We start from the raw sequence: 20231 nt of genomic DNA on the forward strand, positions 1-20231 counted from the left end.
TGCCTGGCCGCCGGACAGACACCGGCAGGGATGATCACTTCGAAGCGCGAGCCGCGTCTATCGGATCGACCGCAATGGCACAACCTGGCCACTGAACGCGAAAACGCCCGCCGGGGAGGAGATCGGCGGGCGTTCTCATGAGGGGCAGCCGGCGAGGGAGGAGGTTCGCTTGCTGCCAGATCGCGGGGACGGGGGAGGACCGTCCGCGCGAAGTCTTGAACTTAGTAGCCGACGGAGCGGCGAGCGACCTGATCGATGTCGGCGCGGTTGATGCCGAGATCGGCAAGCTCGCGCTTGGTCAGGCGGGAAAGCTCATTGTAGGTTTCCCGGTATTTACGCCAGTTCTTGAAGCCATTGACGATGTTCATCTCGGCACCTTTTCTTTCGATCTTCGATGGGCGCCGGCTGTTGCCGTCCGTCCGTTCTCGTTGACTGAAAGATAGGCCCGGTCCCTCCATGCGAGCAGGCCAAAAAATCGCATGGCTGAACTGCGGCCAGTGCAAAGCAGCATGGATTGCCCAACTTATTGTGCGATGCAATATCGCCAGGCCTTCCGACCCGCATCAGGCTGGAATAGCGAGTACCGGGCAGGGGGCGTGGCGCATCACGCGTTCGGTATGGGTGCCGCGAAGCATGTCGAGGAGACTGTCGCGTTTGCGCGTTGGCATCACGATGAGCCCCGCGCCGTCGGCCTCATTCAGGATGGTCTCTACGATTGGGCCCTTCGCTTCACGGACAACAGCGCTTTTGTCACCGTCGCCCCAGACGATGCGCGGCGGCTCGGTCCCGACATGGATGAAATCGGCGATATCGCGCGAGAGGCCGATCGCGTTCGTCAGCCCGGCCAGGATCGAAAGCGCATAGGCAGGCTCCGGATCGGCGGCAACCGGCACGAGAATGCGGCCGAGCGACAGCGCGCCGGTCTCGCTGTCGACGAAGCCCGGAACCTCCGAAGGCACCAGCAGGACCGGTGCCTCGGCGAGCGCGGCGATCTTCTCCGCGACCGAGCCATGCATGACGCGATCGAGCCCCTCGCGGCTATGCGTGCCGAGCACCAGGAGATCGACAGCGTGTCGCGCGATGAAATGCTGCACGCCGGCGGATGCGTCACGGTCGCGGATATCGACCTTGAAGACGGCGACGCCCGTGGCCGGCTCGACGGCTTCGCGGGGCGCGTCGGCCGCGAGCAAGCCCCAGCGCGCCAGCGTTTCGCGCACCGCCGGGGCGTGATCTCCGGATGAGTGCGGATCGCCGAGACGATGGACATGCAGGATGTGCAGTTCCGCCTTGAGCAGGATGGCGAGCTTGAGTGCATGCGCGAAGGCACTCTCGCTGGCCGGTGTGAAATCGGTCGGATGCGCGATCCGGTATCTGGGCGATGTCATGTCTCGTCGGGTCCCCGTTGCCACGGCGAGCCTATCAAATTCCTGTTGCTGCTTCACGGGGCGCCCGGCAGGCCATGGATGCCATGGTGAATGAACTAGGCGTCGCGTTCGATCTTGGCGATCGTGGCGGCCAGCTCGGCGTCGATGTCGCCATCGAGATCGATGATCAGCACGTCCTCGTCCGCTCCGGGCCTTTCCAGCGTCGCGAGCTGGCTGTCGAGCAGGGAGGCGGGCATGAAATGGCCCTTGCGGGTGTTCATCCGTTCGCGCAGCAGCGCCAGCGAGCCATCGAGAAAAACGAAGGTCGTGCGCCGCCGCGTCGCGCTGGTCAGGATCGTGCGATAGCTGCGCTTCAGCGACGAGCAGGCGGCAACGATCCCTGCAGGACCGTCGTCGCTCTCAGCGAGGCGGGCGGCGATCGCCTCGAGCCAGGGCTTGCGATCGGCGTCGTCGAGCGGAATGCCGGCCGACATTTTCGCGACATTGGCGGCGGGATGCAGCTTGTCGCCCTCAAGGAACGTGGTGCCGAAATGCGCGGCGAGTGCCTCACCAATGGTCGTCTTGCCCGACCCAGACACGCCCATGACGATGAGATTGCGCTTGAGAAGGGGGGTGGTCGTGGTCATGCTCGCTCCCGGCATCGGCTTTTGATCCGCCTTCATCCGATGCAGGCCGGCTTTGCGCAACCCTTCAATCGAGCGGCGTGACCACAGCGGCGGCACCGAGATGCAGGGCGAGCGCGCGCGACCGACACTCGACGCGGAAGCGGCGCGCCTTGATCGGCTCGCCGTCGAGATTGACAGAGAGTTCCTTGTCCGAGCGGTATTCGAACCACGGGCTACGCGCACGCACCTGCAGGCCGGGCAGGGCTACGGCGCCCTGCAGGAGAATCCCCGTCAGAGCATCGAGACGATTTTCAGCTGGAAGCTCCGGCAGCACCATGAGGTCAAGCGCGCCATCGTCGAGCAGGGCGTCGGGACAGAGCATGATGCCGCCGCCGGCCTGACGGCCATTGCCGATGGCAAGCGCCAGGAACGCGCCTTCCCATTCGAAACCTTCGCCTGTGATCCTTCCGGAATTGGCGGAAAGCTCACGGAAACGCGAAACGCCGGTCAGCACGTAAGCGAGCCCGCCGATGCTGCGCTTCAGGTCCGGGTCGGTTTCGACAGTGACCCGCGAGCCGAAGCCGCCGGTCAGGAGATTGATGAAAGGGCGTCCATCGACGAGGCCGATATCGATGGGCCGGGCGGGACGCGTCACGGCGAGCCGAAGCGCGGCGGTGGCGTCGGCGGCTGGGATGTCGGCCGAGCGGGCGAAATCATTGGCGGTTCCAAGCGGCAGCACGCCGAATGAGCAGCCAGGGGGCGGCTCGGCCTTGAGCGCCGCGGCGAAGACTTCGTTGACGGTGCCGTCGCCGCCGCCGGCGATGATCGCGTCGAGACTGCCGGCCTTTGCCTCGGCGACGGCTTCCGTCGCCATGCGGCCGGCGTCGCCAGCCTCGAATGTGACGCGAACGCTGACGACATGGCCGTCGGCGCGCACGGCATCGACAGCGTCATGCACGCGCGCCTCGCGGGCGACCTTGCCATGGACGATCAGTCGAAGATGCATCAGATCACCGCGCAGACGGTTTTCGTCTCGAGATAATTCTCGAGCCCCTGGGGACCATTCTCATAGCCCCAGCCCGATTCCTTGTGACCACCCTTTGGCAGTTCTGGCGAAAAATAGGAGTGGCAGTTGATCCAGACGGTTCCGGCGCGCAGAGCAGCCGCCATGCGATGGGCGGCGGAAAGGCTCTCCGTCCAGACACTGGCGGCAAGGCCATAACGGCTGTCATTGGCGAGCGCGAGGACTTCGCCGACATCGTCGAACGGCGTCACGGCGACGACGGGTCCGAAGATCTCTTCGCGCATCAAAGCCATGTCCGGCCGCGTGTTCACCACGACGGTCGGCCGGTAGAATGTGCCGTCCTGCTCGCCGCCGACGAGGACTTCTGCGCCGTCCGTGCGGCCGCCATCGACATAGGCGGCGACGCGATCGGCCTGGCGTCGGCTGACAAGCGGCCCGAGATCGACATTCGGATCAAGGCCATGGCCGAGGCGCAGCTTGCCCGCCTCTTCAGCCAGGCGCTCAACGAACTGGTCATAGATAGGCCGCGCGGCATAAATGCGCGAGCCGGCGACGCAGACTTGGCCACCATTGGCGAAGATGCCGCGCGCCGTGCCGGGAACCGCGAGACCGAGGTCCGCGTCGGCGAGCACGATCGCCGGCGATTTGCCGCCGAGCTCCAGCGTCAGCCGCTTGAGGTTGGTCTTGGCTGCGTCGAGCAGCGCCTTGCCGGTGAGTGTCGAGCCGGTGAAGGCGATCTTGTCGACGTCGGGATGGTTCGCGAGCGCCGCGCCGACGGTGCGGCCATGGCCGGTGACGATATTGACCACACCCGCCGGCAGGCCCGCCTCGATCAGCAGTTCGCCAAGCCGGAGCGCGGTGAGCGAGGTGTCCTCGGCCGGTTTCAGCACGACGGTGCAGCCGGCGGCAAGCGCAGGCGCCAGCTTCATCGAGGCCATCAGCAGCGGAGAGTTCCACGGCGTGATCGCCGCGACGACGCCGACCGGTTCGCGCAGCGTATAGGCGAAGAGCCTCTTGCCGGGCGGCTGATAGCCGATCGAGGTCGGGATCGTCTCGCCGAGGATCTTGTTGGCGAAGCCGCCATAATAGCGGAACTGGGCGACAGCGCCTGGAATCTCGCCAAAACGCGCGGTGCGGAAGGACTTTCCCTGGTCGAGCGTCTCGATTTCGGCCATGGCGTCGGCGTTCGCCTCGATCAGATCGGCGATGCGGAAGAGAAGCCGTCCCCGATCGGTTGGGCTCATGCCGCGCCAGACGTCGCTTTCGAAGGCGCGGCGGGCGCTCGCGACGGCCGCGTCGACATCGGCGGCGGTGCCTTCCGCAATCTCGGCCAGCGTTGCCCCCGTCGCCGGATCGATGCTGGCGAAAGATGCGCCGCCTGTGGGCTCGACCCAGGCACCGTCGATCAGCAGTTTCTTGCGGCCGCCGAGAAAGGCGCGCGCGCCCTCGCTCGACGGAGCCAGCGGGACGACATGGATGGTCATGGAGTCTGTCCTTCTGCCGCACCATTCCTGAGCGCGGCGAATTTCCGCGCGGCGCGCTCAGCGCCGCGCAGGATCGAATGATAGCCGGTACAACGGCAGATATTGCCTTCAAGAGCCGTCAAGATCGCTTCCCGCGCCGGGGCTTCGTCGCGGAGGAAAAGCGCCGTGAGCGACATCACAAACCCGGGTGCGCAATAGCCGCATTGGAACGCAACCTCCTCGACCAGCGCCTCGCGGACGATCTGGGCTGCGGGCATCGCATCGAGACCTGCAGGCGTGGTAATCGCGGTTCCGTCTGCCTGAAAGGCCATCAAGAGGCAGGCATTCGTGGCAGCGCCGTCGACAAGCACCATGCAGGCGCCGCAACGGCCAATATCGCAGCCGCGCTTGACGCCTGTGTGCCCGCAGTCTTCGCGCAGGATATCGACGAGCCGGCGATCCAGCGCGCCGCGGACGGTCACGGCCTCGCCATCGACCGTGAAGCAGACCTTCGGATGTTCCCATTCAGCGATCATCAGCAAGCCCTGCGAGCGCATCGAGAATGTCCTCGGGCCGGATCGGCGTGACGGCCGCATAATGGCCGATGGCGTCGGCAATGGCTGCCGCGATAGCCGGCGTGACCGCGCCAATGCCGATCTCGCCGACGCCGCGCGGCCCGTGCGGATCGCCGTCATCGAGATCCTCCAGCGCCGTGACCCGCATGTGCTCCGGCGCGTCGCGGATCGAGGGCAGCATATAGGTGTCGAGGTTGGCAGTCACATAGGCGCCGCCCTGCATCAGAGCGTCTTCTGTCAGCGTAAAGCCGAGTCCCTGTCCGCCGCCGCCTTCGATCTGGCCGAGATAGGCCGCAGGATCGACGATCGGGCCGGCGGCGACGTGCTGGTCAAGATCGAGCACGCTCACCATGCCCGTCACAGGATCGACGGCGACGCGGACCACCGCGGCACCGAAGCAGAAGACATAGCGGGCATTGCCATCCTTGTAGTCGGCGGTCGGGAAGTGGAAGGCCAAGGTTTCGCGCGGGCGCTCATCCTCCGTCAGGCCGCGGGCGAGTTCGGCAAAGCTCATGAGCAGCGCGCCGCTGTTCGAGCCCGCGTCGCGAATGCCGCCGGGCGCGAGTGCCAGTTGCTCCGCGGGCCGGCCGAGCTTCTTCGCGGCGAGCGCGCAGAGCGCGGCGGCGAAGGGCTTCCCCGCTTCCTGTGCCGTCCGCCAGATGACATAGGTGCCGCGCGCCGCGGTGGTCGAGCCGGATTCCGGGGTGAGCGCCGTATCGCCGACGACGGGAAGGACATCGCTCCGCGCGCAGCCGAGCGCGGCGGAAACGGCGGCCTCGATCGCCGGCATGACGCCCTGGCCCATCTCGTCGAGACCGAAGGCGGCCTCGATCCGGCCATCTGCGCGAAAGGCGAGGCGCCCGCCGCCGGGATCGGGCGGCAGCGAGCCGAGGCCAGTGCCCTGGTGGTGCAGCGCCATGCCGGTGCCGATGAGGCGACCTTTGTCATCGCGGCCGCGCGGCGCCTGCCAGAGCGGGTTCAGCGCCGCCTGGTCGAGCATTTCCGACAGGCGCTCGGTCGGGGCGACCGGATGGCCGAAAAAGCCGGGGTCGCCGGGCGCGCGCAGATTGCGCCTGCGAATCTCGACCGGGTCGAGGCCGGCAAGTATTGCGAGGCGGTTCATCTGGCTCTCGATCGCGAACACCATCTGGTTGGCGCCGAAACCGCGAAAGGCGCCGCAGACGCCGTTGTTGGTGTAGGCGAGCCGACCGCGGCTGACGATGTTGTCGATCCGATAAGGGCCGGCGACATGTTCGAGCGCGGTCTCCAGTACGGCCGGACTGAGCGAGGCATAGGCGCCGCACTCCGACGTGACATCGACCTGTTGCGCGATCAGCATGCCATTTTCGTCGCATGCCGTTTTCATACGGATTGTCATCGGATTTCGCCGGATTCCGGCGATAATCGACTCAGCGCGATCAAGCTGCAGACGGATCGGTCTTCCCGTTTTCAGCGCCAGAAGCGCCATGGCCGGCTGCACCGTGAGTTCGTCCTTGCCACCGAAGGCACCGCCGGTCGGCGAGGTGATGACGCGGATTCTGTCCTCGGGCAGGCCGAGGATGCGGGACAGCTGGAAACGGTCGCGCGAGCCATGCTGTCCGCCGACCGCGACCGTCAGCGTGCCATCGGCTTCGGGGATGACGGCGCCGCCCTCTGTTTCCATGAAACCGTGCATCTGGCGCGGCGTCACGTACACATCCTCGACGACATGCGCGGCGCGGGCGAAGGCAGCGTCGACGTCGCCGCGCCGATGATTGAGCTCAAGCCGGAGATTGCCGCCCGCATGGATTGCCGGCGCACCCGCCGCCATTGCCGCATCGAAGCTGTCGACCAGCGGCAGCGGTTGGTAGTCGACGCGGATGAGGGCGAGCGCCCGCGCCGCCGTTTCGGCGTCAATCGCTGCGACGGCGGCGACCGGATCGCCGGCGTGGCGAACCTTGTCGAAGCAGAGCGCTGGCTGATCCGGCTCGACGATGCCGAACGCGTTGAGCCCCTGGATATCGGCGGCGGTGACGACCGCTACGACGCCTGCCAGAGCCTCCGCCGCGCTGGTGTCGATCGAGCGGATGAGCGCGTGGGGAATGCCGGCCCGCAGGATGCGCCCGACCAGCATGTCAGAGCTGCGCCGGTCGGTCAGGTAGGTGAGCTTGCCTGACACCTTCGCGCTGATATCGGGGCGAACTGCCCAGCTGCCGGCGAGGGCTTCATGCGAGACCGTTATGCTGCCATGTGTGCCGCCCGGCGGCACCGGCCGCCGCATCGAGGCGGGATGCCTTGCCGGAGGTGCCGCTTCACTGCCGAGGCCAGCCGCGAGCGCATTGGCAGCGACGGACCGGCGATAGCGCGCGCTACGGAAGGCATCGGACTGCGTTGCAATATCGGCTGCGGCAATCGCGCGGAACGCCGTCCAGTCCATGCCGTCGACGGACTTGCCGGCGAGGAAAGCCTCGCTCGCGATGAGACGCTGCGGCCGGGTGATGCCGCCGCCCGCGGCGATGATCGGCGCGCCGAAAACACCGCTTTCAACGGGCGCTACGGCTGCGACGCCGATGATGCTCGGTGTGAAAGCGGCGCGAAGGCCGGTCTTGCGCGTGACAAAGCGCGCCTCTGCGGGCATCGGCCTGATCTGGATCGAGAGCAGCAGTGCGCCGGGGGAGAGATTGAACCAATCGAGGATCGGCCGTGTGGAGACGTCATCGCTCGCCAGCACCTCGATTGATGCGCCCAGCGCAACAAGCGCCGGCCAGAGACAGCCGACGCCGCCGGCGATATTGCCGCCGATGGTCGCAAGGTTTCGCACTGGCGCCGCCGCGACGGCCCGGATGGCCTCGGCGAGCAGTGGCCATCCGTCCAAAACGCGCATATCGCGCTCGATCGCCGCGAGCTGCGTCGTGGCGCCGATGCGAAGCGCGCTGCCCTCGACGTCGATGGTGGAAAGACCGAGGCGCGAGAGATCGACGAGGCGTTCGGGCTTGGCCTCGCCCCGTGCCCAGCCGAGCTGGATTAATGTGCCGCCGGCAATCGCGCGGCTGCCCGGCTCGGCGAGAAGGCCGGCGGCGTCCGCAATCGTTGCCGGTGTCACGACGCGCATCGTCAGGCGGCCCGGTTCGTCGTGCCGTAGCGGATGCCCTTCTCCTTCAGCCAGCGTCGATAGGCGATCGAAGAGGAGTCCGCACGCGTCGGGATTTCGGCGCGCGGTTCGAGCGGAAGCAGCAGCGGGCGCTGGTTCTCGACGATGATGCGGTCCTGCAGGAAGATCACCTGCTCGAAGCGCAGTAGCGCCGTCTGCGTGGAGAGGCTGTCGACGAGATACATCACCGGCTGGGCACGGCAGAGGTCTTCCTCGATCGGCTGAATAAACAGGGCGATCGCGTCAAGCCGGTTCGGCGATGTCGGGCAGACGCGATAGAGCATCACGATGAAGGGCGAGGGGACGCGATAGGTCAGGTGGACGAAATCGCCCTTGTCCTCGGTCGCGGCGATGCGAGGCTGGAAAAAGGTACAGTTCGTCGCCCAGACCTCGTCGACATCGCGCCTGATTTCGGACTGGTAGTGCGGCACCTCGGTATAAGGCTCGGCGCCGAGGATGTCGGTGTGAACAAAGGGAAAATGCGCCATGTCGAGGAAGTTCTCGACAATCCGGAGGCCGGATGCGCGCATCTTGACCCAGCCGCAGGGCACGAAGCGGCGGTCCGGTTCTGCGGCCTCGGGGATCTCGACGATAGCCCGCACCGGCGTCCCGAGCGAGGTCCAGACGCAGCCATAACGCTCGGCGACAGGAAGCGGCGGGCCGAGCGCTCCGTCTTCCTGCACCTCGCGGATCTCGGGTGCTCCGTCGGAAAGGCGACGGCTGACGATGTCCTGGCCGAGCAGCCGGTTTCGCATGGCCACTGCGCCTAGCTCAGCCGATGTTTCGACGGCGTACCAATCGTCCAGTGCGACGCGATCCGTGGTGCGGGTCATGTCCGTTCCTCGCCGTTGTCAGGCTTTCGTCCACTGCTTCGAGCCTTCGGCGTTCTCGGCAAGCCAGGCCTTGCGACGGGCGAAGAGGCCGGGCGCGACACTATGGGCGCGGGCGATCAACTCCTTGATATCCGCCGTCTTGAGCGTGCCGTTCTCGACCACCACCTCGCCGTCGATGACGGTCATGTCGACATCGCCGCCGCGCACGGCATGGACGAGATTGTGCTGGAGATTGAAATATTCGCCCGTGCCGAACAGTGGCGTCATGCGCGGCGTATCGGTGCGCACGGCGATGAAATCGGCCTTCTTGCCGACTTCCAGCGAGCCGATCTCCTGGTCGAGGCCGATCGCCTTGGCGCCGGTGATCGTGCCCATGCGCAGCACCGGCCAGCTGTCGAGCGCCGCAGCGTCGAGGCCCTTCAGTTTGCCGAGCAATGAGGCAACCTTCATCTCCTCGAACATGTCGAGATTGTTGTTCTCCTTCTCGCCGTCGGTGCCGATGCCGACCGCGACGCCGGCGGCCAGCATCGCCTCGACCGAAGCGATGCCGCTGGCGAGCTTCATGTTAGAAACCGGATTGTGCGCGACCGAGACGCCGCGCCGGCCGATCAGGTCGATCTCGCTTTCGTCGAGCCAGACGGCATGCGCGATCATGGCGCGCGGGGTCTCGAAGAAGCCGAGTTCATCGAGCACGAACATCGCGCGCTTGCCGTAGCGCTTGTCGAACTCGGCCGCCTCGATATTCGATTCCGAGCAATGCGTGTGGAAGCCGGTCTTGTAGCGCTTCGCCATCTCGATGGCGCGCTGCTGGCCGGCCTCGTCGGCATAGAAGAGATGTTCGAGGCCGACCCAGACATTGACGCGGCCACCGGCCTTGCCGTGCCAGTCCGCGATGGTGCGCTCGTTGTCGTCGAGGCTTTCGAAATAGTCGTAGTCGGGATGGGCGCCGACATAAGGCACCGCAACGAGGCGATTGCCGATCGTTTGCGCGGCGCGGGCGCTGCCATCCATGAAACGCCACATGTCGACCAATGTCGTCGTGCCGCCGAGGACGCTCTCTGCATAGCAGAGCAGCGAGGCAACCTCGGCTTCCTCGGCGTTCAGCACGCGGTGCATCGGATTGATATGCAGCGTCAGCCAGTCCCAGACCGGGAGATGTTCCGCCGTGCCGCGCAACAAGCCGGAATGCATGTGGGCGTTGACGAGACCGGGCATCAGCAGCCGGTCCTCGAGGCGGACCACCGCCGCATCAGGATGGGCTTTGGTCAGTTCACCGGCCGTACCGACTGCAGCGATGGTTTTGCCGGAAACGAGGATCGCGCCATCCGGGATGCTGCGATTCTCGGCATCCATGGTGATCAGGAAGTCAGCGGCGTAGATCGTATCGGTCATGAGGCCCCCCGGGTCCGGTTATGGTTTGAGACAGGGATCGGCCGGAAGCCTATCCGCCTGTCATTGCCGGGCTTGACCCGGCGATCCAGCCTTGCCTGCAAGGCGCGGGCCGATCCGATGCTGGAAGGAAGTCTGGATTGCCGGGTCAAGCCCGGCAATGACACAGCCTTGCCTTCGGCCAAGCCCTGAAGGGCTCTAGACATTCGCAGCCCTCGCCAGCACGAGGTCCGCCGCCCGCTCGGCGATCATCGTTACGGGCGCATGAGTGTTGCAGGTCGGGATCAGCGGGATCACCGAGGCGTCGGCGATGCTGAGGCCTTCGAGACCATGTACCTGCAATGATGGGTCGACGACGGCGTTCGCGTCGGTGCCCATCTTCGCGGTGCCGCAGGTATGAAAGAATGTCGAGCAGGCGTTGCGGACGAACACCTCCGTCTCGGCCCGGCTGAGCCGTCCGGCAGGCGCTGCATAGCCGGCAAAGAGATCGGCAAAGGCGTTGGTGCCGGCAAGGTCCATCACGAATTCGACGCCGGCGACCAGCGCATCGAGATCGTCCTGCTCGGCGAGATAGTTCGGCTGGACCTCGATGCGTCCGCCCGGTCCGGCCTCGAGCAATTTCAGATAGCCGATGCTCTTCGACCCCATCAGGCCGGGGGCGACCGCGAAGACGTCGCCCGAAAGATCGTGCGCCGCCGCGATCTCGGGGACGGCGCTGCGGCCCTGGATGCAGAAGGCGTGTAGATCAGGCTTTTCGAGGTCGGGACGGCTTTTCCAGTTGATCATCGAGCCGCCGCCATTGTCGCGCATCGGCGCGAGCGGTGCCTTGGCGCGGAAGTTCACCGCGCGGACCAGTGGGTGATCCTGCAGGTTCTTGCCGACGCCCGGCAGGGGCACGCTCACAGGGATGCTTAGGCGCTGAAGGTCGTCGGGGTCGCCGATGCCGGAATTCAGCAGGAGACGCGGCGTATCGATGGCGCCGAGGGCGAGGATGATCTCTTTATGGGCGCGCGTCGTGATCGGGGCGCCGTCGACGATGTGGGAGATGGACACGCAACGGTTGCTCTCGAAGCCGAGCGTGATCGCGAGCGAGCCGGTCAGGATCGTGAGATTGTCGCGATCGGCGACAGGGTGCAGATAGCCGCGCGCGGAACTCCAGCGCGTGCCGGCGGCGATATTGAAGTTGGAGAGCGTCGCGCCTTCGTTGATCGGGCCGTTCGGATCATCGACCGGAGGGACGCCGAGTTCGATGGCGCCATCGCGCAGGGCGATCGCCACCGGATGCGGATCGGCGCTGCGCTCGATGCGCAGCGGTCCGCTGGCGCCGCGAAGGTCGGTCTCGCCGTCCTCCCAGTCCTCGCAGCGCTTGAAATAGGGCAGGCAGCTCGCGAAGTTCCAGCCGGTCGCGCCCACCGCTTCCCAGGCGTCGTAATCGGATGGATGGCCGCGATACCACATCATCGCGTTGATCGATGACGAGCCGCCCAGCACCTTGCCGCGCGGTATGCCGATGACGCGGCCGCGGACATGCGCCGTCGGGGCATAGTCATAGCCCCAGTCATAAGGCCCACGCGTCAGGCTGACCCATTTCGTCGGATCCTCGATCGCGGCGACGCCGAGATCCAGCGGCCCGGCCTCGATCAGCAGGACCGTTGCGCCCGCGTCTGTCAGGCGGCGCGCCATGACCGAGCCGCCCGAGCCGCCGCCAAGGACAATGAAGTCATAGGCGGGTTGGAGCTCGGAGGCGGCGCGGGCATAGGCCATCAGTTGTGCTCGCTCGGCCCCATGATGGTGATGCCTTCGCTCGCCTCGACATGCCGAACGAAGATGTATTTGTCCTCGCGCCCGTCCGAATGCTTGCGCTTGATATCTGGCTGCACGGTGCCTGAAACCTTGGCGACGACGAGATAGGGAGTGTCCGCCGCAAGGCCGGCCGCGCAATGGGCGTCGAACTCATCGATCGTCCGGGCCGTGTGCGCCGCGTCGATGCCGGCGCCGCGGGCGATCGCGGCGATGTCGACGCGGCCGGAGGCGGTATGCGTCGGCGGACCGCCGATCGACTGGTACATCTCGTTGTCCCAGACAACGATGAAGAGGTTCTTCGGCTGCTCGTTGCCCACGGTGGCGAGGATGCCGAGATTGAACATCATGCCGCCATCGGTATCGAGCGAGACGATGCGCCGATGCGGCAGGCCGACGGCGAGACCGAAAGCCTCCGGCGTGACGCAGCCGAGCTGCTGCTGGAAGAGGCTCGCGGCGCGCATATGCGGGGCCGCGTTATACCATTCGTCGACGCTGGCGCCGAGCGAGAGGATCACCAGTTCATTGTCGAGCCGGGCGGCCAGCGCCTTCATGCAGTCATAGCGCTTCATCGAACGACGCTCCCGCCGAGGGCAATGGCTGCACGCGCCGCGAGCATGTTCATGCAGATCTGGCGCTTCATCGAACGACGCTCCCGCCAAGGGCGATCGCAGAATGATAGTAGGAGGCATAGGACCAGTCATAGGCGTCGGTGATGGCCCGCTCGATCTCTTCCTCTTCGCGGACGACGCGATAGGGAATGCGCAAGGCGTTCAGCACCGGCTCCATCGTGATACCGTGCGGGATTGCCCACCAGTTGTTCTCGCCGAGCTCGCCGCGATAGCTCATCAGCATGACGACCGGAATGCCGGCGCCAAGGCCCATGCGGGCGAGTGGCTCGACTGAGGCGCGGAGGCCTGAATTTTCCATCACGAGCACGGCGCGCTTGCCGGAAAGGAAGACGCCACCGCAGATCGCCGCGCCTTCGCCCTCATTGGTGACACGGATGGTGCGGATATCGGGATCGGCATCGAGCGCCGGATAAAGCGGCTTGAACAGCGAATCCGGCAGGTAGCAGGCAACCGTCACCCCGGCCTTCTTCAGGCCGCGAAGGACGGCGTCGACCGCGCTCTGTTGCATGGTGTCGGTTCCTCGTGATGGCCGAGCATCGCAAGCGCCTTGCGCACCGCATAGTCCTAAAATGACGACCTGGCTGTTGCGTCCAGCGCAACACTCAGGCGTCGGATCGGGCCGCCCGCTCCATGGCGAGGCTGAGCTGCGCGGCGAGGGCCGTCGCCGCCTCCGAGGTTTCGCCCTTGCCGCGCGTCACGAGGGTCAGGCGGCGCGGTTTCAGGCGCGGGTCGCGGATCGGGACAAAGGCGAGCCGTCCGTCGCGAACCTCGCTCTCGATGCCGACGCGGGTCTGCAAGGCGACGCCGAGGCCGCGACTGGCGAGGTCGACCATCAGTTCGATCGAGTTGGTGCGCATCCGCCTGACGACGCCGACCCCGGAAGCCTCCAGAGCCTCTTCGAGGGCGCGGCCGAGCGACAGGCTGTTGTCGGAGACGATGATGCGCTCGCCGGCCAGTTCATGCAGGCGAAGGCCAGTGCGTCCGGCAAAGCGATGATCCGGTGTCACCAGCGCGCCGATGCCGAGTTCCACGATCGTGAGGCGCTGCGTCGCCTTGGGCGCAGCGATGTCGAAGGCAATGCCGATCTCGCAGTCGCCCTCGGCGACGGCTGCAAAGGCGGCGCGGGAATCGACGACGCGCATGTCGACCGTGATCTCCGGATAACGCTGCCAGAAGATCGCCAGCGCATCCGCGGTCAGCCCGCGCGCGACGCTCTCGACCACCGCAATGGAAAAGGCGCCGCGGCGGAGGCCCTTGAGCTCGCCGAGTTCGCTCATTGCTCGCGCGAGTTCCGCGCCGCTCGCCCGGGCGCGGTAGAGCATCAATTCGCCCGCGCTGGTCAGCTTCAGCCGCCGCGTCGAGCGGTCGAACAGCGGCGTGTCGAGTTCTTCCTCGAACTGTGCCAGCGCGCGGCTGATGGACGAGGGCGCGACATTCAGCATGCGGGCGGCCTTGCGGATCGATCCGAGGCGGGCGACGAGCTGAAAATAATGCAGCCTCGGCGAGACGAGGCCGAGCCGGAGCGGATCCATCACGCTGTGCCCGCGCCCGCGGCCACCAAGCTGCGAAAACGGCCGGGCGTCATGCCGAAGCGAGCCTTGAAGGCGCGCGTCATGTGGCTCTGATCGGCAAAGCCGACGCGCGCCGCGACGTCCGACAGCGTCGCGCCGCCCGCGATCAATGCATGGGCCGCGGCGAGGCGGCGACCGATCAGGTATCGATGCGGCGAGGTGCCGGTGAGGTGGCGGAAGGCCCTGGCCGTCACGAAGCGGTCGATGCCGGATACGCGTTCGAGATCGGAGGAGCCGATCGGGCGGTCGAACTCCGCATCGAGCAGGCTTTTCACGCGCGCGACGGCCGCGATCGGCTGTGAGGTCCCATGGGGCTGGAGGCCGCTCCGCCGCGCCAGCAGCACCGCGAGTTCCGCAAGGAAGCCGTCGATGGCGAGGGGAGAAGCGGGACGCGGGAAGCCGGTGAAAATCTCCGCCAGAAGGTCGGCGAGGCGAGGATCGGCCGCGACTGCCTCGTCGACGAATGGATGCGCGCCGGGCTGGCCGAGCGCTTCGGCAATCCGCGCCGGCTCGACATAGATCATGCGGTAGAGGAAGCCGTCCGGCGCCGCGGCACGGCCGTCATGCAGTTCGTCCGGATGCAGCACCATGCACTGGCCGCGCCAACTGACCCGGCCCGCACCGCGATAGCGAAAGCCCTGCGCGCCCGCGAGCGTCACGCCGATGGCATAGGTCTCGTGCCGATGCGGATCATAGGCGTGGCCGCCGAAGCGGGCGACGAGCCGCTGGACGCCATCGGCGGCGGGTTCTGTCATGATGAAGTCGTCGGTCATTCACTGCACGATCGTTCAAGACGCGGCCGTCCGACGATCCTAGCCTTGTGACCATGCTTTACGCCACCAAGACTGCACTCGTGATCCTCGACGATCTCCTGCCCTGGCAGAAGGTCAATATCGCCGCCTTCCTGGCCGGGGGCCTCGCCGCCCGGCATGAGATCATCGGCGAACCCTATCGCGACGGCGACGGCAACGCCTATGCTGCACTGATCCGCGAGCCGGTGTTCATCTATGGCGCGGACGCCGCGGGCCTGAAGCGGACGCATGGACGCGCGCTTTCCCGTTCGCTCGAGATCGCGATCTATATCCGCGAGATGTTCGCAACCAGCCATGACGCCGCCAACCGGGAAGCTGTCGCAGCGCTACCGGCCGACGCGCTGGATTTCGTCGGCATCGGTCTGCATGGCGAGCGCAAGATCATCGACAAGGTGACGAGCGGCCTGAAGTTCATGGGGTGATCGGCAGCGGGTCATGCCGACATGAGGCTCAACCGCGCCAGCGATGTGGCCAGAATCCGGACATGATGTGGCGGTCCGTCTCTAGACCGGCGGAAGATGGCTATTGTGCGGCGCAACATGGAGCCGCAATGTGATATTGCTCTGCATCAAACGCAGGCCTGCCATGACTTTTCTCTGAGTGCTCATCTCCGGCGGACTGGCCTATCTTCCAATCATCGAAAGCGGAACGGCACTGGCCCGGCGCTTCCGGAAGAAGGACCGAATGAAATGGCAAATGGCATCGTTGCTTCCTACAAGAGCTGGCTGAAGTATCGCCAGACCTGCAATGAGCTCAACCGGCTGACCACCCGCGAGCTTGATGACCTCGGCATCGCACGCGGCGAAATCTCCAAGGTCGCCAAGCGCTCGGCCGGATACTGAGTTTCCAGAATTCGCCGGGAACGAACCTCCTCCCTCGTTCCCCGCGATTGGCGCGCGGCTGACCTCCTCCCCAGCCCAGCGCCCTTTATAGAGACGCCCGTCGACCTCCTCCCCGACGGGCGTCTTTTTTTGTCTTCAGTCGTCAGTCGGCCCGGCCTTTGACATAGGCCGCGAGTTCCTCGCCGAGATGATCGAAGACGAGGCGCATCCGCAGCACCGTCTTCAGGTCCTCGTGCATCGCCAGCCAGCATTCGAGCGGAAAATCGAACGCCTCCGGCAGGACGCGCACCAATTCGGGATCGCGCCGTGCGATCGGTGCCTGGCAGGCGCCGATGCCGATCCCGGCCCTGATCATCTGCAACTGCGCGACATCGCTGTCCGTCCTTAGCCGGAACGCCTGCCGATCCGGCAAAAGACCGCTCTGCTGCGCGGCGCGCACGGCAGGCGTTTCTGTGTCGAAGCCGATCAGCGTGTGCCCGACGAGGTCGGCAAGACGCTGCGGCGTCCCATGCGCGTCGAGATAGTCGCGCCGCGCATGCAGGCCGACCGCGATCGTGCCGATCCGCCGCTGCACCAGGGCGTCCTGCGCCGGCGTCGCCATGCGCACGGCGATGTCCGACTGGCGCCGCAGCAGGTTGTCGTTGGCATTGGACACGACAAGCTCGAGCGCGATGCGTGGGTGCCGGCGGGTGAAGCGTGCCAGGATTGGCGGGAGCACTTCCGTGCCTACGATCTCGCTGGCCGTGATGCGGACCGTGCCGCGGTCGTCGGCTGCCTCGCCCGAGGCGGTGCGCAACAGGGTCTCCGCGGCCGCTGCCATCGCCTCGGCATGCGGCCGCAGTTCTAACGCGGCTTCCGTCGGCTGCAGACCGGACTGGCTGCGCGTGAACAGCGCGACGCCGAGCGTCTGTTCGAGCTCGGCGACATGGCGCCCAAGCGTCGGCTGGGTCAGCTGCAGCTTGCGCGCCGCGGCCGAGAGGCTGCCCTCCGCAAGGACGGCGAGAAAAGACCGGCAATGATCCCAGGAGAGCTGCATTATAAAATAATGCATGCCTTTCATTCATCGTTCAACAATTTCGTTGCTGCGAGGCCGGTACTAGCTTGAGCTTCATCCTCAAGGCGATGGAGCAAGACAATGACCAAGACGATACTGGTGATCGGTGCAACCGGCGGGGTTGGCGGTGCTGTGGCGCGCGTCATGGCCGCGCGCGGGTGGACGGTTCGAGGCCTCGCCCGCGATGTCGCGGCAGCGCAGCGCCGTTGGAGCGGGCCTGCGATCGCATGGGTCGAGGGCGACGCGATGAAACCCGCGGATGTCGTGGCTGCGGCTGCCGGCGTCTCCGCGATCTTCCACGGCGCCAATCCGCCCGGCTACAAGAATTGGGCCGGCGTCGCGATGCCGATGCTGGACAGCACGATCGCGGCAGCGAAGGCGAATGGCGCGCGGATCGTCTTCCCGGGCACGGTCTATAATTATGGACCTGACGCCTTGCCGCTGGTTGCCGAGACCGCGCCGCAGAAGCCGGTGACCCGCAAGGGCCGCATCCGCGTTGCGATGGAGGCGCGCCTCGCGCAGGTGGCGTCGGAAGGCGTGCCGGTCATCATCCTGCGGGCCGGCGACTTTTTTGGCCCCTCGGTCGGCAATAGCTGGTTCGGCCAGGGCATCGTGAAGCCGAGGATGCCGGTGAAGGCAATCACCTATCCGGGAAAGCCCGATATCGGCCACGCCTTCGCCTATCTGCCCGATCTTGCTGAAACCTTCGCGCAGCTGATCGAGCGCGCCGACGAACTGCCAGTCTTCGCGCCGTTCCATTTCCGCGGCCACTTCTTCGAGCACGGGATCGCCATTGCCGAGGCGGTGCGATCCGTTATCGGAAAGCCGGAGATGAAGATCGGGCGCTTCCCCTGGTGGGCGATCTATGCCGGGGCGCCGTTTGTCGAGACGTTCCGCGAGATTTTGGAGATGCGCTATCTCTGGAAGGAGAGGCTGGAACTGGACAATGGCGAACTGGTCGCCTTTCTCGGGTCAGAGCCCCATACGCCGACGCCGATGGCGATCCGCACAGCGCTCGAAGGCTTGGGATGCCTGACGAAGGAGACAGCGGAGACGCGGCTGGCTCCCGCATTTCGCTGAAGCGTACCGAATGGACGCGGTCAACCCGCCTGCGAGGTCTGCTGCAGCGCCCGGATACGTTCGGCGAGGCTGATGGGCGCAATCGTACCCGTCGACCGCTCTCCCGGGACGCCCGCAGGTGCCGGAAGCATGGAGACGATGCTGCTCATTTCCATGAGCGCTGGGATGGGCTCGCTGGCGGGAAGAGAGGGGGCAGGCAGTGCGGCCGGGGCGGCCAGCCTTGCCACGGCCTCGCCGATTTCGAGCAGCTTGCGCCGCATCGCCGCGGTATCGCTGGCCGAAGGCTCGGAAGAGGCTTCGATCCTGAGATGCGTGGCTTCCAGCGCCGCGACACGGGCCTGCAAGGCGGTCTTCTCGTCACGAAGCACGGCGACACCCATGCTGGTCGCCTCGGCCTCGACAAGCCGTGCGGACAGCGCCTCGATGCGGCCGGTCGCTTCAGCCAATTGCTCGCGCAGCGCCGATTGCGCAACCGCGCCCGCCTTCGTCTCGACATCCATTGCGCGGCGCCCGGCCTCGGCGGCGCGGACTTGCTCGATCGCAGCTTCGCGGCGCACCTGCTCGCTCGCCAGCGCCGTGCGCAGTTCCGCCATTTCGGAGACGACGTCGTCGCCCGCCGACCGCGTGGCTGCCGCGATCTGACCCCGGAGATTGCCGAGCTCGGTGTCGCGCGCGACAAACTCCAACTTCTGCGCCTCGCGCTCGGCGATCACTGCCTCGATCTGCTGACGCGCCGCATCGAGCCGGCCCTCGATCTCGACAATGCGCTTCTCGGCGGACTTGCGGGCCTCGTCGGCCTCGGCCAGCTGGCGATCGCGGGTGGCGAGCGTCGTCAGCAACTGGTCGCGCTCTGTCTCCAGGACGCCGAGACCCTGCGCCGAAACGGAGCTCTCCGAAGTCAGATGCGTGACGATCTCGCGTTTCTGGCCGAGTTCGACTTCGCGCGCGGCAAGCTTTGTCTCCAGCCGCTCGACCGTCGTTTCAAGCTTGCGCAGCGAAACGGCAAAACCGGCGCGGAGCTGGTCCTTGTCGGCTGCGATTTCCGCCCGGGTCATCGGCAGCGTCATTTCGATGTCGCGGCGATTGAGACGAACCGCCCGGCGCCAGAACGGCGGAATGAGGACAAGCGCGACGAGGCCTGCTGCAAGCACGCCTAGCGCCACATACATCGCCGCTTCGATCACGCCGTGCTCCGTCGGTCCCGATCCGCGCGCCGCCCCGTCAGCCAGATGACACCGGGCGCGGCCGCGAGTCCAGCACTGGGCAGCCTAGTCGCCGAATCTCTCCGGAGCGTGAAGGCCGTCGCGCGTCAGAAGGGGTTCCAGGTCTGGTGGTCGGTGAACTTCATGTAGCCGACATTGACGCCAAGCCGCGCGCCGACGCCCGAGACGATCGGCACCACGAAGATATTGTCGCGCGAGAGCACCGTCATGCCAACACCGCCGACAAGGAACGCCGAACCGTTGATGCCGACGAAGCGATCATAGATCGCGTTCACCGAGGGCAGGTTGTAAATCAGCATCATCACCTTCGAGCCCTCGCCGCCGAAATCCCAGCCGATCGACGGGCCCTGGAAGAAGACGGGGTGCTTGCCGGCGTTCTTGGTATAGAGCGTGCCTTGACCATAGCGGACACCGGCAATGAGAGCGCCGCTGCCCTGTTCGCCGAGCACATAGCCGTTGGGCTGGCCATATTGCGCCATCGAATGCTCGACGACCGACGCGAGGCCGCCCGAGATTTCGCCGAAGAAGTTACCACCAGCCTTGACGATTTCGTCGACCGAATACTGCTCGGAGGACTGCGCGCTGGCCTGGCCGGACGACAGCAAGGCCGCGAGGGCCAGCATGCCGAGCCAGGACCCGAGTCGGAGGGCGAAGGACATGACGTGATCCCTTTCGAGCGTGAAGCGAATCCGCGTTGGTGGCGGATGCAGGTCAAAGCGTGCCCCAAGCGCCCGCCCTACGGCAACCCTTGCCGCGGCCTGCACAAGTGCGGCCCCTGAAGCCTGCATGTGATGACGCGAAAAAGCGGCCCCT

Annotated in this window: 20 protein-coding genes; 3 read left to right on the forward strand and 17 right to left on the reverse strand. The window is 66.2% G+C overall.

Annotated features, from left to right (window positions below; translation table 11 throughout):
• Window positions 1-221: 221 nt before the first annotated feature.
• From BUB39_RS22190 to BUB39_RS22255, 14 genes are all read right to left on the reverse strand, one after another.
• Entirely contained in the window at window positions 222-368 is a 147-nt protein-coding gene (locus BUB39_RS22190) for a DUF1127 domain-containing protein (RefSeq protein ID WP_073058077.1), read from the reverse strand.
• 195 nt (window positions 369-563) lie between these two features.
• Window positions 564-1385, reverse strand: a complete 822-nt coding sequence (locus tag BUB39_RS22195; protein WP_073058078.1) for a universal stress protein — start codon at window positions 1383-1385, stop codon at window positions 564-566.
• A gap of 95 nt (window positions 1386-1480) precedes the next feature.
• Window positions 1481-2011, reverse strand: a complete 531-nt coding sequence (locus BUB39_RS22200; RefSeq protein ID WP_073058278.1) for a gluconokinase — start codon at window positions 2009-2011, stop codon at window positions 1481-1483.
• A gap of 64 nt (window positions 2012-2075) precedes the next feature.
• On the reverse strand, window positions 2076-2996 hold the full coding sequence (gene yegS / locus BUB39_RS22205; protein WP_073058079.1) for a lipid kinase YegS: 921 nt from the start codon (window positions 2994-2996) through the stop codon (window positions 2076-2078).
• The gene (locus BUB39_RS22210) at window positions 2996-4498 is read right to left on the reverse strand and encodes an aldehyde dehydrogenase family protein (protein WP_073058080.1); all 1503 of its coding nucleotides are present in this window, start codon (window positions 4496-4498) and stop codon (window positions 2996-2998) included. The genes yegS and BUB39_RS22210 overlap by 1 nt, the downstream gene beginning before the upstream one ends.
• Window positions 4495-5034, reverse strand: coding sequence for a (2Fe-2S)-binding protein (locus BUB39_RS22215; protein WP_244540348.1), 540 nt, complete (start codon window positions 5032-5034; stop codon window positions 4495-4497). Before BUB39_RS22215 ends, BUB39_RS22210 begins: the two co-directional genes overlap by 4 nt.
• Window positions 5003-8143: a molybdopterin cofactor-binding domain-containing protein gene (locus tag BUB39_RS22220; RefSeq protein WP_073058081.1), complete on the reverse strand. Its 3141-nt coding sequence runs from the start codon at window positions 8141-8143 to the stop codon at window positions 5003-5005. The genes BUB39_RS22215 and BUB39_RS22220 overlap by 32 nt, the downstream gene beginning before the upstream one ends.
• A 2-nt stretch (window positions 8144-8145) precedes the next feature.
• Window positions 8146-9015 carry an aromatic ring-hydroxylating oxygenase subunit alpha gene (locus BUB39_RS22225; protein ID WP_073058082.1) on the reverse strand — a complete coding sequence of 290 codons (870 nt, stop codon included), beginning with the start codon at window positions 9013-9015 and terminating at the stop codon, window positions 8146-8148.
• 18 nt (window positions 9016-9033) lie between these two features.
• On the reverse strand, window positions 9034-10407 hold the full coding sequence (locus BUB39_RS22230; RefSeq protein WP_073058084.1) for an amidohydrolase family protein: 1374 nt from the start codon (window positions 10405-10407) through the stop codon (window positions 9034-9036).
• 195 nt (window positions 10408-10602) lie between these two features.
• A complete protein-coding gene (locus tag BUB39_RS22235; RefSeq protein ID WP_073058086.1) occupies window positions 10603-12168 on the reverse strand; it encodes a GMC family oxidoreductase in 1566 nt (521 codons plus the stop codon).
• A complete protein-coding gene (locus BUB39_RS22240; protein WP_073058088.1) occupies window positions 12168-12776 on the reverse strand; it encodes a thiamine pyrophosphate-dependent enzyme in 609 nt (202 codons plus the stop codon). The genes BUB39_RS22235 and BUB39_RS22240 overlap by 1 nt, the downstream gene beginning before the upstream one ends.
• A 67-nt stretch (window positions 12777-12843) precedes the next feature.
• Window positions 12844-13344 carry a thiamine pyrophosphate-binding protein gene (locus tag BUB39_RS22245; protein ID WP_073058090.1) on the reverse strand — a complete coding sequence of 167 codons (501 nt, stop codon included), beginning with the start codon at window positions 13342-13344 and terminating at the stop codon, window positions 12844-12846.
• 94 nt (window positions 13345-13438) lie between these two features.
• Window positions 13439-14368 carry a LysR family transcriptional regulator gene (locus BUB39_RS22250; RefSeq protein ID WP_073058092.1) on the reverse strand — a complete coding sequence of 310 codons (930 nt, stop codon included), beginning with the start codon at window positions 14366-14368 and terminating at the stop codon, window positions 13439-13441.
• Entirely contained in the window at window positions 14368-15180 is an 813-nt protein-coding gene (locus BUB39_RS22255; RefSeq protein ID WP_073058094.1) for an AraC family transcriptional regulator, read from the reverse strand. Before BUB39_RS22255 ends, BUB39_RS22250 begins: the two co-directional genes overlap by 1 nt.
• 53 nt (window positions 15181-15233) lie before the next feature.
• Here BUB39_RS22255 and BUB39_RS22260 point away from each other — a divergent pair, with 53 nt between their 5' ends.
• A complete protein-coding gene (locus BUB39_RS22260; protein ID WP_073058095.1) occupies window positions 15234-15641 on the forward strand; it encodes a DUF2000 family protein in 408 nt (135 codons plus the stop codon).
• A 267-nt stretch (window positions 15642-15908) separates the two neighbouring features.
• A complete protein-coding gene (locus tag BUB39_RS22265; RefSeq protein ID WP_073058097.1) occupies window positions 15909-16061 on the forward strand; it encodes a DUF1127 domain-containing protein in 153 nt (50 codons plus the stop codon).
• Between the two features lie 142 nt (window positions 16062-16203).
• Here the strand turns inward: BUB39_RS22265 and BUB39_RS22270 are convergent, their stop codons facing one another.
• Window positions 16204-17112, reverse strand: coding sequence for a LysR family transcriptional regulator (locus BUB39_RS22270; protein ID WP_244540349.1), 909 nt, complete (start codon window positions 17110-17112; stop codon window positions 16204-16206).
• A gap of 84 nt (window positions 17113-17196) precedes the next feature.
• On the opposite strand from BUB39_RS22270, the gene BUB39_RS22275 reads away from it, so the two are divergent.
• Window positions 17197-18195 (forward strand): NAD-dependent epimerase/dehydratase family protein, encoded by a 999-nt coding sequence (locus BUB39_RS22275; RefSeq protein ID WP_073058099.1) that lies wholly within the window; start codon window positions 17197-17199, stop codon window positions 18193-18195.
• Between the two features lie 20 nt (window positions 18196-18215).
• Here BUB39_RS22275 and BUB39_RS22280 read toward each other — a convergent pair whose 3' ends face one another.
• Together BUB39_RS22280 and BUB39_RS22285 are read right to left on the reverse strand one after the other, a co-directional pair.
• Entirely contained in the window at window positions 18216-19379 is a 1164-nt protein-coding gene (locus BUB39_RS22280; protein ID WP_073058101.1) for a hypothetical protein, read from the reverse strand.
• A gap of 125 nt (window positions 19380-19504) precedes the next feature.
• On the reverse strand, window positions 19505-20077 hold the full coding sequence (locus tag BUB39_RS22285; RefSeq protein ID WP_073058103.1) for a DUF1134 domain-containing protein: 573 nt from the start codon (window positions 20075-20077) through the stop codon (window positions 19505-19507).
• Between the last annotated feature and the right edge of the window lie 154 nt (window positions 20078-20231).

It is taken from the genome of Kaistia soli DSM 19436 (genome assembly GCF_900129325.1).
Classification (GTDB): domain Bacteria; phylum Pseudomonadota; class Alphaproteobacteria; order Rhizobiales; family Kaistiaceae; genus Kaistia; species Kaistia soli.